Annotated in this window: 18 protein-coding genes; 14 read left to right on the forward strand and 4 right to left on the reverse strand. The window is 47.6% G+C overall.

Going from position 1 to position 13,586, the window contains the following annotated elements; genetic code table 11:
* The first annotated feature begins 5 nt into the window (after nucleotides 1-5).
* From ACW9JV_RS06705 to ACW9JV_RS06725, 5 genes are all read left to right on the forward strand, one after another.
* Nucleotides 6-377: a rhodanese-like domain-containing protein gene (locus ACW9JV_RS06705; protein ID WP_457332601.1), complete on the forward strand. Its 372-nt coding sequence runs from the start codon at nucleotides 6-8 to the stop codon at nucleotides 375-377.
* Between the two features lie 120 nt (nucleotides 378-497).
* On the forward strand, nucleotides 498-1,379 hold the full coding sequence (locus ACW9JV_RS06710) for a hypothetical protein (RefSeq protein ID WP_457332603.1): 882 nt from the start codon (nucleotides 498-500) through the stop codon (nucleotides 1,377-1,379).
* An 82-nt stretch (nucleotides 1,380-1,461) separates the two neighbouring features.
* A complete protein-coding gene (locus ACW9JV_RS06715; RefSeq protein ID WP_457332605.1) occupies nucleotides 1,462-1,773 on the forward strand; it encodes a hypothetical protein in 312 nt (103 codons plus the stop codon).
* Between the two features lie 195 nt (nucleotides 1,774-1,968).
* On the forward strand, nucleotides 1,969-2,727 hold the full coding sequence (locus ACW9JV_RS06720; RefSeq protein ID WP_457332607.1) for an alpha/beta fold hydrolase: 759 nt from the start codon (nucleotides 1,969-1,971) through the stop codon (nucleotides 2,725-2,727).
* Nucleotides 2,728-2,753: 26 nt separating this feature from the next.
* Nucleotides 2,754-3,599 carry a YitT family protein gene (locus ACW9JV_RS06725; RefSeq protein ID WP_457332609.1) on the forward strand — a complete coding sequence of 282 codons (846 nt, stop codon included), beginning with the start codon at nucleotides 2,754-2,756 and terminating at the stop codon, nucleotides 3,597-3,599.
* Nucleotides 3,600-3,608: 9 nt separating this feature from the next.
* Here ACW9JV_RS06725 and ACW9JV_RS06730 read toward each other — a convergent pair whose 3' ends face one another.
* Together ACW9JV_RS06730 and ACW9JV_RS06735 are read right to left on the reverse strand one after the other, a co-directional pair.
* Nucleotides 3,609-3,914, reverse strand: a complete 306-nt coding sequence (locus tag ACW9JV_RS06730; protein ID WP_457332611.1) for an AzlD domain-containing protein — start codon at nucleotides 3,912-3,914, stop codon at nucleotides 3,609-3,611.
* Nucleotides 3,911-4,594 (reverse strand): AzlC family ABC transporter permease, encoded by a 684-nt coding sequence (locus ACW9JV_RS06735; protein WP_457334619.1) that lies wholly within the window; start codon nucleotides 4,592-4,594, stop codon nucleotides 3,911-3,913. Before ACW9JV_RS06735 ends, ACW9JV_RS06730 begins: the two co-directional genes overlap by 4 nt.
* A 189-nt stretch (nucleotides 4,595-4,783) precedes the next feature.
* On the opposite strand from ACW9JV_RS06735, the gene ACW9JV_RS06740 reads away from it, so the two are divergent.
* Nucleotides 4,784-5,341: a helix-turn-helix domain-containing protein gene (locus ACW9JV_RS06740; protein WP_457332613.1), complete on the forward strand. Its 558-nt coding sequence runs from the start codon at nucleotides 4,784-4,786 to the stop codon at nucleotides 5,339-5,341.
* A 12-nt stretch (nucleotides 5,342-5,353) separates the two neighbouring features.
* Here ACW9JV_RS06740 and ACW9JV_RS06745 read toward each other — a convergent pair whose 3' ends face one another.
* Both ACW9JV_RS06745 and ACW9JV_RS06750 read right to left on the reverse strand, forming a co-directional pair.
* Complete coding sequence (locus ACW9JV_RS06745; RefSeq protein ID WP_457332615.1) at nucleotides 5,354-5,806, reverse strand: GNAT family N-acetyltransferase; 453 nt, start codon at nucleotides 5,804-5,806, stop codon at nucleotides 5,354-5,356.
* A 19-nt stretch (nucleotides 5,807-5,825) separates the two neighbouring features.
* Nucleotides 5,826-6,662 carry a Cof-type HAD-IIB family hydrolase gene (locus ACW9JV_RS06750; RefSeq protein ID WP_457332617.1) on the reverse strand — a complete coding sequence of 279 codons (837 nt, stop codon included), beginning with the start codon at nucleotides 6,660-6,662 and terminating at the stop codon, nucleotides 5,826-5,828.
* A gap of 189 nt (nucleotides 6,663-6,851) precedes the next feature.
* Here ACW9JV_RS06750 and ctaG point away from each other — a divergent pair, with 189 nt between their 5' ends.
* The 8 genes from ctaG to ACW9JV_RS06790 all read left to right on the forward strand — a co-directional run bounded on the left by ctaG (nucleotide 6,852) and on the right by ACW9JV_RS06790 (nucleotide 13,563).
* Nucleotides 6,852-7,781 (forward strand): cytochrome c oxidase assembly factor CtaG, encoded by a 930-nt coding sequence (ctaG, locus tag ACW9JV_RS06755; RefSeq protein ID WP_457332619.1) that lies wholly within the window; start codon nucleotides 6,852-6,854, stop codon nucleotides 7,779-7,781.
* A gap of 24 nt (nucleotides 7,782-7,805) precedes the next feature.
* A complete protein-coding gene (locus tag ACW9JV_RS06760) occupies nucleotides 7,806-8,429 on the forward strand; it encodes an SCO family protein (RefSeq protein WP_457332621.1) in 624 nt (207 codons plus the stop codon).
* A gap of 26 nt (nucleotides 8,430-8,455) precedes the next feature.
* Nucleotides 8,456-8,638, forward strand: a complete 183-nt coding sequence (locus tag ACW9JV_RS06765) for a hypothetical protein (RefSeq protein ID WP_457332623.1) — start codon at nucleotides 8,456-8,458, stop codon at nucleotides 8,636-8,638.
* A gap of 9 nt (nucleotides 8,639-8,647) precedes the next feature.
* Nucleotides 8,648-8,959: a peroxiredoxin family protein gene (locus ACW9JV_RS06770; RefSeq protein ID WP_457334621.1), complete on the forward strand. Its 312-nt coding sequence runs from the start codon at nucleotides 8,648-8,650 to the stop codon at nucleotides 8,957-8,959.
* Nucleotides 8,960-9,253: 294 nt separating this feature from the next.
* Nucleotides 9,254-10,285, forward strand: coding sequence for an N-acetyl-gamma-glutamyl-phosphate reductase (gene argC / locus ACW9JV_RS06775; protein WP_457332625.1), 1,032 nt, complete (start codon nucleotides 9,254-9,256; stop codon nucleotides 10,283-10,285).
* A 35-nt stretch (nucleotides 10,286-10,320) separates the two neighbouring features.
* On the forward strand, nucleotides 10,321-11,553 hold the full coding sequence (gene argJ, locus ACW9JV_RS06780; protein ID WP_457332627.1) for a bifunctional glutamate N-acetyltransferase/amino-acid acetyltransferase ArgJ: 1,233 nt from the start codon (nucleotides 10,321-10,323) through the stop codon (nucleotides 11,551-11,553).
* A 25-nt stretch (nucleotides 11,554-11,578) separates the two neighbouring features.
* Nucleotides 11,579-12,358, forward strand: coding sequence for an acetylglutamate kinase (gene argB, locus ACW9JV_RS06785; RefSeq protein WP_457332629.1), 780 nt, complete (start codon nucleotides 11,579-11,581; stop codon nucleotides 12,356-12,358).
* Between the two features lie 26 nt (nucleotides 12,359-12,384).
* Nucleotides 12,385-13,563 (forward strand): acetylornithine transaminase, encoded by a 1,179-nt coding sequence (locus ACW9JV_RS06790; protein WP_457332631.1) that lies wholly within the window; start codon nucleotides 12,385-12,387, stop codon nucleotides 13,561-13,563.
* Nucleotides 13,564-13,586 lie beyond the last annotated feature (23 nt).

Below are 13,586 nucleotides of genomic sequence, written 5' to 3' on the forward strand. Positions count from 1 at the left end.
ACGTTATGGCATATGATCTAGATGGCATTGAACAGCTGGAAAAAGAGGAAGTAAAGGATATTCATGACAGAAAATCGCAGAATCCGGTGCTCATTGATGTGCGGGAGCCTTCTGAATACGTAGAAGGGCACATTCCAGGTGTTCCGCTTCTTCCGATGAACCGGGTTCCGGAAGTTGTTGACCAGCTGGATAAAGACAGAGAGTACGTGCTGGTCTGCCGGAGCGGAAACCGCAGCCAGCATACAGCGCTCTATTTTAAGGACAATGGCATAGATAACGTGAAAAACTTCGCCGGAGGCATGCTGGCATGGGACGAAGAAATAAAGACCGGCATGGAAAATCCGATCGAAGATGATATTGAAAAGCTTTATAAGTAGAAAAAAAGATCCGGAAGGGATCTTTTTTTCGGCATTATCAGATGAAAGTCAGCGTTTTGATTTACGTATAAAAAGGAATAGCTTTGAAGATGGAAATTTGGGGACAGGGGAGAAAATACAGTGAACATACGAACAGGGATCAGTTGTTTAATGATAAGCGCTGCGATATGGTTTGCAGATGGAGCGGAGGCTGCGGTTCCATTTCAGACGGAAATCGAGGACAGCGGGCAGCAGGAAGCAGAAACCGAAGAGAGCAGCCGGGAACATGCCCTGTACATAGACGGCCAGCGCCAGACATACGCCGGGAAACCGGTTTTTGAGGACGGAATTCTGTATGTATCGATCCAGGCCGCTGTTCAGGTTATGAATGATAAGGAAGATATTAATGATGACGTCCCCTATGCAGAGGAATCGTCTTTCGATTTTCTGGAAGACAACGACTATATTGAAGAAGTGGACGGGCAGGAAGTGGTAAGGATATCAAATCTGCAGGAATTGGGGATCCGTGCGGAATGGCTGGATAACCCGGGACGTCTACACCTGGAGACGGCAGATCAGCTGACAGCGGGCGGTCTTGACATTGGTGATTCAATGGAGGCTGTAGATGAAGAACTGGATGTCCACTGGAATACCGGATTTGGAAAACCTGCTGATTATATCGGCTTTCACGGAGATATGCATGCGTTCACCTACACCGATCGATATGGGGAACAACGTTCAGGAGAAGTGCCTGATATGCAGCTGGAGATTATGGATGATGCCTTGACCTATATGATTTTTTCATCCGACGAATTTGAAACTGCCCGGGGGGCAACGGTCGGTGATACGTTATTTGACGTACGGCGCGCTCATGGTTCTGAATACATCGAACAAAATATAGATGGTAAAATAGTTAGAATATATCACGTGAACGATGGAAGTTTATGGTTTATAGCCGATGAAGAAGAGGAAGTGGAACGTATCGGTATCTGGGATTTTCAACTGGAAGGATATGAAAGATAAACAGAGGTTTATGACGGACGAATCCGGGAAATGGAATAGAAGCAGCAAAAAAGTAAACATGGCATTATTCGGAGGTGTGGATATGAAAAAACGCAGTCTGTTTATTCCTTCTGTCATAGCAGGTGTTGTAGGAACCGCAACATATGTATGGAGAGATGAGGGAAAAAGGGAGCGGGTGAAAGATGTATCGAAACGAACTGTCGCAAAATGGACAGGAAGCACAAAAGAAGATGAAGATGAATTGCTGAATGAAAAAGTGGGACACTCCGAACCTTACGATTTCGAAGATAATAAGATGGTATCAGAAGGTGCCATGCATTCTGTGCAGCATTATGATAAAGCGGAAGAAAAGGGAGAAGAGCCTGTTCGTACGAGTATTAAAGATAGTGAGTAGAAGGGAAAAACTGCTGTTCCGGAATGAATTGCCGGCACAGCAGTTTTTTTTAAGCAAAAAAAAGGCGGGCGCAAAAAAGACGTGGAGCATACTGCCCCGTTGTGTGAAAAAGAGGAAGACGGATTTTTCCTTTTAACCCCGGAAAGTTTAGAGTACAATGAAACAGGACTGATCATTTTAAAAGGATAGATGAGCATGATCACTACAGAGGAAGAATGTTTCGGTGGAGTTCCGTGCCTGCACCTGTACGACAGCAGACAGCTAAATAAGCCGCTTCCCGTTCTTTTATACTGGCACGGCTTTTCCAGTGCAAAGGACCATTGTTTACATATTGCCTATCATATGGCCGGTAAAGGAATCCGGGTCATCCTGCCGGATGCGCTTTATCATGGAGTGCGTGAAAAAGGGTTGACGGAGAAGGACCTCCTGCTAGCGTTTTGGTCGATCGTCCTGCAGGGTCTTCAGGAAACACAGGATATTTATGAGAATTTGAAAGAAAAAGAACTCCTGAAAGACGGCCGCATCTTTCTAGGCGGTACGTCGATGGGTGGAATTATTACATGCGGTGCACTGGCGGCTTTTCCCTGGCTGCAAGGCGGTGCTGTCGTTATGGGGACGCCGGCCTGGGCAGCTTATGCCAGACGGCAGGCTGCCTTGTTGAAAGAGCAGAACATGATCGAATGGTCCGATCAAAAGATTGAGCAGGAAATCAGCAGGCTGCATGCATATGATGTGTCCCGGCAGCCGGAGCTTCTCGGGGACCGTCCGATTTTTTTCTGGCATGGGAAGGAAGATGCCGTGATTTCATGGAGAGATTCGTATGCTCTTTATGAAACATTAAAACACGGAAACAATCAGTGCACTCCCGCGTTTGAACTGGATGAAAGGGCGGGGCACAAACTGTCCAGAAGCGGGATGCTTACCTTGACTAAATGGACGGCGCACCATATTTAGCAAAGCAAAAAGGTGGTGGTTTCTCCATGATTACAAGAAATTCGACGTTATTCAAAGAATTACAGAAAGTCTTTATCATTGTAATTTCCACCTTGGTTATGGCCGTTGGATTAAATATGTTTTTAATACCGGCTGATGTTTTCTCAAATGGAGCGACAGGGGTATCCCAGCTGCTGGCGGCACTGTTTCCGCTTTCCACCGGAATGTTTTTACTGCTTGTCAATATTCCCATCGCTCTTCTAGGATGGTATAAAGTTGGGAAGCTGTTCACCTTTTACAGTTTTCTTCATGTTGCGCTGACCACATTTTTTCTGGAAATCATTCCGGTCAGCGGGTTGTCCGAAGACATTCTGTTGAACGCTGTGTTTGGTGGTGTCATTACCGCAGTGGGAGCGGCTGTTCCATTGAAGTGGGGAGCCTCAGCCGGAGGCCTGGACATTGTCGCTCTCGTACTTGCACGGTTCAGTGACCGACCGGTCGGAACCTATTTTTTTATTTTGAACGGAATCATAGTTCTTGCGGCCGGCCTTTTATTTAACTGGGAAAGTGCGCTGTACACCCTGCTCGCGGTATATGTCAGTTCCAGGGTGATTGATACGATCCACACCCGCCATGTAAAAGTCACGGCGATGATCGTAACGAAACAGCCGGATGTGCTTCGGGAAGCAATACATCAGCATATAACGCGGGGAATCACAAGAATTCCAGCTAAAGGCGGCTATGACTATTCTGAGAAAGAAGTATTAATGATTGTCATCACCAGGTATGAGCTTTATGCATTAAGGGAAGTCATCGAAGAGGTGGATCCGCACGCCTTTACTAACATTGTGAATACAGCCGGAATCTTCGGGCTGTTTCGAAAAGATGATTAACCCGCAGGATCAGAGCAGCGGCGTCAGAATGGTAAGTACGGCGACGGAGCCGAGCACTACCACAATGATTCCCCCTCCGCAGAGCGAGATAAGAAAAGCTGCGGCAACTCCGGTGATTCCAAACACAGGGTTTTCGTGAATGAAAAGCGCTCCTGGAAATATCAGGGCCCCAAGCGCAGCATAAGGTACATTTTTCAGTATCCCTTCGATTTTTGGAGGGATTTTTTCAGCACGGAAAAACACGAAAGGCAGCATTCTTGGAATATAAGTGACAAGAGCCATACCGAGAATGATCATCATCATCTGCTGGGTCATGAAGGAACCTCCTTTTCATCCTGATTAGTACCGTCCTGCCCGGGGGATATGGATTCGACAAGTGATGCGGCCAGCAGAACGGACAGAATCAGTGCCCATCCTTCTGCCATCCAAAGCGAAAGCAGGCTGTTGCACACCGCTGCCAGACAGGCAAGTAAGATGACTTTACGGTGTTTTTTCAGAGATGGAGTAAGCAGCGCGATAAATAAAGCATATAGCGCAAATGTAAGACTCTGTTGTAAGATGGGAGGAAGCAGGTCACCGAGATTGTGCCCCGCGCCTGAAAAGACCACCCAGCTAACGTAGGAAATCAGAAAAACACCATAAATGTAGGCGGAGCTGAGCGCCCCGTCTTTCATGGAAGTGACGGCAAATACTTCATCGGTTATTCCAAAGGCATAACCGGCTTTTTTTAAAGGATGATCAGGAAGCGCTTTTTCATTTAAGGAAGCACTCATCAGAAAATGACGGATGTTGACGATAAAGGTAGTGAAAATAATTTCAAAGGCACCGGTACCGGCTGCAAGAAGGCTTAATGCCATATACTGGGCGGCCCCGGCGAACACGAACATGCTCATGAACAGCGTTTCGACAGCTGTTAAATGTATCGTCTGTGCTATAAATCCGAACGTGACTGCAGCCGGAACGTAGCCAAGTGCAATCGAAGATCCATCTTTCATCCCTATGAAAAACGGAGAGGAGAAGCGGGAGAGAGATAGTGCTTTCAAAGGAGGCATCCTTTCTTTTACATCATAATGAATGTCGCTGCCTTAGCTTCACCAGACCAACAGACATTCAACTGGCACTTTTTTGTAAAATATAATATAATTATTGTATGTTATAACATACGGCACGTCAAGGTGATATAGATGGAGAAAGATCAGCTAAATGCACATATTGGAAAAAAACTCAGAGAAATCCGAAGCCGGAAAGGATACAGTCTGGATGAAGCAGCCGAGCGAACCGGAGTCAGTAAACCGATGCTCGGTCAGATGGAACGCGGCGTCTCTAATCCCACCGTCGGGACGCTGTGGAAAATAGCCGACGGCCTGCAGGTTCCGTTTACGACATTCGTAGAGATGGAGCGTCCCCCGGCCGCCCAGGTCCGCTTTAATGAACTGGAAACGCTGGAAGGGGAAAAGGGAGGATTCCATGTGAAGCCTGTGTTTTCAAAAGACAGCCGCACTCCATTCGAAGTCTTTTATGTTGATATGGACCAGGGGCGCCACTATGAATCCGAAGCGCATCAGGAAGGGGTGGAGGAATACATCTTCATCCTCAGTGGAAACGTGGGGGTGGTGGCAGGCGCGGATACGTTTCATCTCGAACAGGGAGACGCTCTTCGTTTTGAAGCGGACCAGGACCATGCTTACATCAATGAGGGGCAGGAACAGGCCTCTTTCACCATGATCATTTATTATTCATAAAAAAACTCTCCCCTAAAAACGAAATCCGTAACGCTTGGACACGACATCATAAAATCCGAGGGAATTATACAGTGCTTTGGTTGCTGCATTGCTGACACCGGTTTCCAGTTCAATTCCTTTGATTCCCTGATTTTCAGCCCAATATATAATTTTCAACAGAAGTTTTTTAGCGATGCCTTGATTCCGATGTTCTTTATGTACAAATAAATCATTCAGCCAGATATAGTAACCGCCTTTATCCAGGGCGATGCCCAGGTTGAAAAAGGCAGCCCCGACAATGGCGCCTTCGGTTTCAGCGACGAAGATATGGGCATCTGAATGCTCCTGAAGAGCGAGATGAATGGAATCCATTAATAGTTCATAGGCATTATCCTTACCGATGGAAGCCATCTGATCCATTAAAAGATCTGCCACCTCTTCCCGAAGGTTCTGTGAGGCATCTTTAGGAATTTCATAAATGTTCATTGGTATCCTCCTTTACTGTCTATTTCTGTTTCTCGTACTTTTTCATATCGGCCAGCTGGAGCCGTTCTTCCAGAAATATGGCGATTCCTTCTTCTTCATTGCTCAAGGTGACTTCTGCAGCGGCTTGTTTTGCTTCAGGAGCCGCATTTCCCATGGCGACTCCGGTGCCTGCTTCGGACAGCATTTCAATATCGTTGTCCTCATCTCCGAAGGCAATGACATGCTCCATGGATACTCCGCAGTAACGGGCTGTTTTCTCAAGACCTGCCGCTTTATTGTTTCCGGTACTGATGATTTCAATCATATGATGAGGTGCTCCCCATGAACGTTGTTCGATTCCCTGTGCATGTTCACCGGAGATCAGCCTCCGAAGCTCTTCGGCATGCTCCAGCTGCGGATAGACAAGCAGGGAGGTGGGGCCGGTGCGGAGAATGTTTTTCAAATTGCCGCTGGCTGTGGGCTCTGTTCTGAGTGCAAACATGTCCAGAAACGTCTCATCATAATCATCCAGAAACACATCATCAACCACTTCCGCCATGATGTTTTTCACCTGGAACGCCCGGCATGTATCAATGATGGTCCTTGCCGTCTCCAGGTTAAGCGGAGAATGGTGGACAGGAAAAGAGGGATCCCCGGGATGGTGAACGTAAGCCCCGTTAAAATTGACAATCGGTGTGTCCAGGCCCAGCTGCTGATAGTACATTTTACTTGCACGATAAGGTCTTCCGGTTGCAATGGCAATCATATGACCTGCTTTTCTGGCTTCACGGAGGGTTTTGTACGTTCTGGTGGAGATCGTTTTGTCTTCTTTCAGAAGAGTGCCGTCTAAATCCAGTACAATTAAGTGTTTGTGCATGACGTCGAACCTCGGCTTTCTGTAAGGGACTGCTGCTGCCCTCTCGTTCATTAGATTGTAAGAAAAGACTCAAAAATTTACAATGAATAAAGAGTATAAATACGGATGAAATATGCTAATATGATGAAAGAGTGTACATACCCTATTTTACTTCAGGCAGCCTCGAAATGAAAGATAAGGAGGTGGACGGTGTTGGAAAACTTTTTTTCGACCTATTCTTTCCGCGCGCTGTGGACCCCGGAGCTGATTGTTGTTCTGGCTGCTGCCGCTCTCTTGTACTACTGGGTAACAGTCAAAAAAAGACATGCCTTTGAAGAAGCGGAACCGTTCCCTCTCCGCCAGAAACTATATTTTGCACTTGGTATGACCGCTCTGTATCTTGGATGGGGGAGTCCGTTATATGTTGCCGGTCATTCCATCATTACGCTACATATGACACAGATGGTATTTGCCTACTTTGCTGCTGTTCCTCTGTTTATTCTGGGGATCCCCAAATGGGCGCTGCGTTCATGGATAGATGTTTGGCGGAGAAAAGCAGAATGGACATACAGGGTTATCATGAATCCGATCATTGGGTTGATTCTGTTCAACGCCCTGTTTTCGTTTTATCATATTCCTGTCATTTTTGATCAGATCATGCAGGCGCCGGTGCTGCACAGCATTTATCAGGCGGCACTGTTTGGCACAGCCTGGTTGATGTGGTGGCATATGCTGTCGCCGCTGCCATCAGAACATCAGCTTCCGGATCTACGCCGGATTGCCTATATCTTTGCCAACGGCATCCTGATCACTCCGGCCTGTGCGATGATAATATTTGCGGGATCACCGCTTTATGAAACCTACACGAATCCCGCTGTATGGTCGGATGTAATGGCATACTGCCTGCCGCCCGGCATGTCTCCCCCGACCTCTATGATGAATGACGGAACAGGCGGCATGGCTTTTCTGGATGCTCATTCTGATCAGCAGCTCTCCGGTGTGGTGATGAAAATTTCCCAGGAATTTGTCTATGTCACAACCATCGGATATGTGTTTAAACAATGGCTTGCAAAAGAGCAGCCAAAAGAGGGAGAATGGACGATCAGTGACATTCCGGCGGATACCGACCGGTTGAAATAAAATAAGAAAAGAGGGATTCGATTGATGCGGCGTATTGTACTCCTGGCAGGCGCCGGACTGTTCCTCACACTGCTAGGAGGCTGTGCCTGGCTTTATCAGATAGGACAGCCGCAAGGTCCTCAAAATGGCACGAATCTTACAGAAGCAGATCTGGAGCTTTCTTCGTTTGAATTTACCAATCAGGACGGACAGACAGTGACGAAAGAGGATCTTGAAGGAGACTATGTCATAGCAGATATGATATTTACGAACTGTCCGACCGTATGCAATATTATGACCCCGAACCTGCTTAACCTGCAGGGGAATATCGAAGAGGCGGGCATCGAGGATGTTAGAATAGTATCGTTCAGCGTTGATCCGGAACGCGATGACCCAAAGACATTAACAGAGTACGGAGAAAACTACGGGGTGGATTTCAGTAACTGGGATTTTCTTACCGGCTATTCCCAGGAGGAGATTAAACAACTGTCGGAATCATCCTTTCGAAGTGTTGTGAACCAGGATACGGGGGACGACAATATTGTACATGCCACCTCGTTTTTTCTGATCGATCCGGAAGGGAACGTCATCCGGAAGTATGACGGGCTTGAAAATGATACGGAGCCGATCCTGAAAGACGTACAACGCCTGACAGCGGATCAGGGATAAAAGCAGTACGGAAAGGAGGAAAATGAATGTTTCCACTTTTTAGATATATAAGTCTTATCGTACTGGCTGCAGGAGCGGTTCTCGTCTTTGCAGCGTGCGGCGGGGATGAAGAAAACGCCATGACGCTGGATAATGAAAATTGGAACGAGGTCAACCTGGCAGATAAAGAACAGCCAACGGTGCTTTTTCACTTCACCGGAGTGACCTGAAGCCACTGTATATCGCAGCTCGGGAAGCTGCAGCAGAATTTAGGATTGTTTGAAGATCTGGATGCTGATATATACGCAATCAGCAATGATTCGCCGGAAGCGCACAAAGAACTGAAACAAGAACAGGGATTTACCTTCCCGATGTTGTCGGACCCTTCGCTGGACGTTATAGAAAAGGCTGAAATGGCCGGGGACGGAATGTCTGTAAGAGGATTTTCCGTGTTTAATGAAGATGGGGAACTTATTACTTCCGAGCAGGATGACTTCTGGGGAGATAATATTGAAAGCACGTCTGAAAAAGTTAAGAATGCACTGAATTAACGCGCGGGCCCTGCCGCGCGTTTTGTCTTACCTTTTACCACAGCCGGTATGACGTGGCGGAGGGAAGTGGCTGTACCGCCTTTTATAACACATCGTGTATATGTATACATGAACTGGATAAATAAATATGTTCATAATGAAGCGTCATTTATTATGAAAGTTGCTTGTATCAAATTGTTTGGCGGATTTTAAAATAGATGAAGGAAAATATAAAAATACAGTTGCATTAATATATATTCACACTTATAATGAAAAATACAGACGATGTATAAAGATAAAACGAGGTGCAAGTTTATGAAAGCAGCGATTGTAGGAGCAACCGGATATGGGGGGATTGAATTAATCCGTCTTTTGCACAGTCACCCTGAGATAGAGAGCATGACCGTTTTTTCTTCCTCGCAGGAAGGAAAAACAATGGCGGAAAGTTATCCTCATGTCATAGATATTGTAGAGCTGACTCTTGCTGATATTGAAGCGGAGCAGCTTCAGAAACACGACGTGGTGTTTTTGTCCACTCCTCCTGGAGTGTCTGCGGAACTGAGTGGAAAGCTGAACGGAAAAACGAAAATTATAGACCTTTCCGGAGATCTCCGCCTGAAAAATGCAAATATTTACCGCTCCTGGTACGGCCGGGAGAGCGCGTCAGCTTCTCTTCTCGATCAGGCTGTATACGGGTTGGCCGAATGGCATGCAGATGAAATAAAGAATGCGGACCTGCTGTCGAATCCGGGATGCTATGCCACCGCTGCGCTTTTAGGCACGCTTCCGCTTATTGAGCAGCAGGCTGCAGATGCACAAAACCTGATTATCGATGCAAAGTCAGGAACGACAGGCGCAGGACGCTCGCCATCGGCCTTCACTCATTTCAGTGAAATGAATGACAATCTTAAGATTTACAAGGTAAATGAGCATAAACACACACCGGAAATAGAACAGGAACTGACGCGCTGCTCCGGAGAGGAGGCAGCTGTGACATTCACTCCGCACCTTGTACCGATGACACGCGGTATTATGGCAACAATGTATGTCCCTCTTTCTTCAGGATGGGAGAGAAAGAACGTCGAAGAGCTTTTAGAACGATCCTACAGCAGCTGTCCCTTTGTCCGGGTACGAAAAGACGGGGCGCTTCCGTTTACGAAGGAAGTGTACGGAACGAACTATTGTGATATCGGCTGTACGGTGGATGAACGAACCGGCCGTGCCACCATTGTCTCCGTCATTGATAATTTAATGAAAGGGGCATCCGGTCAGGCCGTTCAGAATATGAATCTCATGTTCGGTTTTCCGGAAACCAAAGGACTGGATTTCATTCCGATATATCCATAAGCATAATGTTAATAGAAAAACAGGGGAGAGAGAGCATGAGCACATTACACAAGACAGAAAATATCACAGAAATAAGCGGTGGAAGTATTATCACTCCGCACGGTTTCAAAGCAGCAGGCATTCATACGAAAGTAAAGCGGAAACGCAATGATCTTGGCGCCATTTTATGTGATGTGCCGGCTTCGAGTGCAGCTGTTTATACATTGAATAAAATACAGGCCGCTCCCCTGCAGGTAACGAAAGAAAGTATTGCCGAAGAAGGAAAACTACGCGCCATTGTGATCAACAGCGGCAACGCCAATGCCTGTACCGGAGAAGAAGGTCTGCAGGATGCCTACAAAATGAGAAAGGCTGCGGCGGAGGCTTTTCAGCTTCCAGACCATCAGGTGGCGGTGAATTCTACAGGTGTCATCGGGGAACGTCTTCCGATGGATAAAATTCTTCCGGGCATCCAGGAACTGCAGCCAATGCCGGCTTTTAAAGATGCCGACCAGTTTAATGAAGCTATTATGACGACAGATACTGTCAAAAAGCATGCCTGCTTTCAGACGACAGTGGATGAAAAGCAGGTGACTTTTGGCGGGGCGGCAAAAGGATCCGGGATGATCCACCCCAATATGGCCACGATGCTTGGTTTTATTACAACCGATGCTGTGATCGAACCGGATTTTCTTCAGCAGGCTTTATCAGAAGTGACCAATAAAACATTTAACTGTATTACAGTAGACGGCGATACGTCAACAAATGACAATGTGGTGGTCATGGCAAGCGGCTGTGCCGGCAATGAACCGTTGACTCCGGAGCACCCGGATTGGAATACGTTTCTCCATACCCTTCAGATCACCTGTGAAGAACTTGCCAAAAAGATTGCCCGGGATGGCGAAGGGGCGACAAAGCTGGTGGAAGTACAGGTGGACGGAGCAGACAACGACCGGGAGGCAGCAATGGCTGCCAAGCAGATTGTCGGCAGTGACCTCGTCAAGACGGCTATTTACGGCACGGATGCCAACTGGGGACGGATTATCGTTGCCCTTGGATACAGTGGGGTGGAACTTGATCCGGAAACGATTGATATTTCCCTTGGTTCCATCACGACACTGAAAAACAGCAGGCCGGTCTCCTTTTCGGAAGAGGAAGCAAAAACGTATCTTGAAAACGACGAGATCAAGATTCACGTGGACCTTCATTCAGGCAGCGGATCGGGAAAGGCGTGGGGATGTGATCTCAGTTATGAATATGTCAGAATCAATGCCGGTTACCGTACGTAGCTGCTGAAAGAAAGGAGGAGTCGGAATGGAGCATGTGATTGTCCTGAAATGCGGCGGAGCCGCTCTGGGCGGCCTGACAGAAGATTTTTTCGAAGGCATTGCTGCTATGCAGAAACAGGGGTGGCATCCCGTGATCGTTCACGGCGGCGGACCGGCCATTAACCGAAGGTTGGAAGAAGAGAATGTTCAGACTGAATTTGTAGAAGGTCTCCGCAAGACAACACCTCAAGTGCTTGAAGCGGCTAAGAAAGCATTAACAGGAGAAGTCCGCGAGCAGCTGATACAATCTCTTGAAAGAGCCGGGGCCGGCGCAAAGGGAATGACCGGAAGTGACAATCACCTTCTTCACGCCTCTCCGGTGGATATAGATAAGCTTGGACTTGTTGGCAGCATAGATGACGTCCAGACAAAACCATTGGAAGAATTGATGAAGAAAGGCTCCATTCCGGTGATCGCCCCGATTGCTGCATCATCTCTGTATGGACATCTGAACGTCAATGCAGACGCCGCGGCGGCTGCCGTAGCCGGGGCTCTGAAGGCAGACGAACTGATTTTTGTCACAGACGTGGACGGGGTCCTCCATAATGGAAATCTGGAAGAAAAACTGACGGTTCCAACGATTGAATCCTATATTGATGAAGGCATTATTTTCGGCGGAATGATTCCAAAAGTGAAAGCGGCCGCCGACTGCCTTGATCATTCCATCGGAAAAGTGACAATCGCCAATGGAAATGGAAAAAACAAAAATGCAGACGGAACGCTGAAAGGAACGTCGATTTTAAAAGCACCGGCAAACAAAATGTAGAAGATCGATAAACAGGAGGGGCAGTTATGGAACAACCGGGGCAGACCGCGCATGAAAACGAAGAATTGTTTCCGACCTATAAACGCTGGGATATAACATTTGCCAAGGCGGCAGACACAACCATTACCGATAATAACGGCCAAACGTACGAGGATTTTATGTCCGGTATCGGCGTTGTCAATCTCGGTCACAGCCATCCGGCTGTTGTTCAGGCGGTGGGAAAGCAGCTGCATGAAGGATGGCACGCGTCGAACTTTTTCCAATATGACGAACAGAAAGAAGTGGCTCAATGGTTGACCGCGAACTCATGTGGAGATCTTGTTTTTTTTGCAAACAGTGGGGCGGAGGCCAATGAAGCAGCCATTAAGCTGGCAAGAAAACACACGGGCCGTAACAAAATCATCAGCTTTGTCCAGTCTTTTCACGGACGGACGTTCGGAAGCATGGCTGCTACCGGACAGACAGGAATCCAGCAGGGTTTCGGCCCGATGCCGGAAGGATTTGAATACCTTCCCTTCAATGACGTGAACGAACTGGAGAAAGCTCTCGATGAGGATACCGCTGCCGTTATCGTGGAAGTTGTACAGGGAGAAGGCGGTGTCCGGCCGGCTGATCCTGCCTTTCTGAAAGCAGCACAGAAGCTGACGGAAAAAAAGGGAGCCTTGTTAATCTGCGATGAGATACAGACCGGACTGGGCCGGACCGGCACTTTCTTTGCCCATGAACAAAGCGGCATTCAACCGGACATCATTACAGCAGCGAAAGCGCTCGGAAACGGCTTCCCGGTGGGCGCAATGATCGGAAAACAATTTCTGAAAGACTCCTTCGGTCCTGGAAGCCACGGGACAACATTCGGCGGCAATCCATTGGCCATGGCTGCTGTACGGGCGACGCTGCAGACACTTATGGAAGAAAATTGGATAGAGGCAGCGGCCGAAAAAGGGAAACGGTTCCTTCAAGAGCTGGAACGGGAGGTACAACCGCTGTCTGTTGTTGAAGAAATAAGAGGCATGGGAATGATGGCCGGAGTGGAATTAACAGAGCCGGCAGCCCCTGTCATCACAGCCCTTCAGCAGAAAGGAATGCTTGTCATTGGAGCAGGGCCGAATGTTGTCCGAATGCTGCCCCCTCTTACGATGAAAGAAGAAACGCTCCTGCAGGGAGTCCAAAACATAAAAGAAGTACTTCAGTCTAAACAGTTTTAGATCTTACGCAGGACATGAGGAGG

This window comes from Salibacterium sp. K-3, assembly GCF_054052005.1.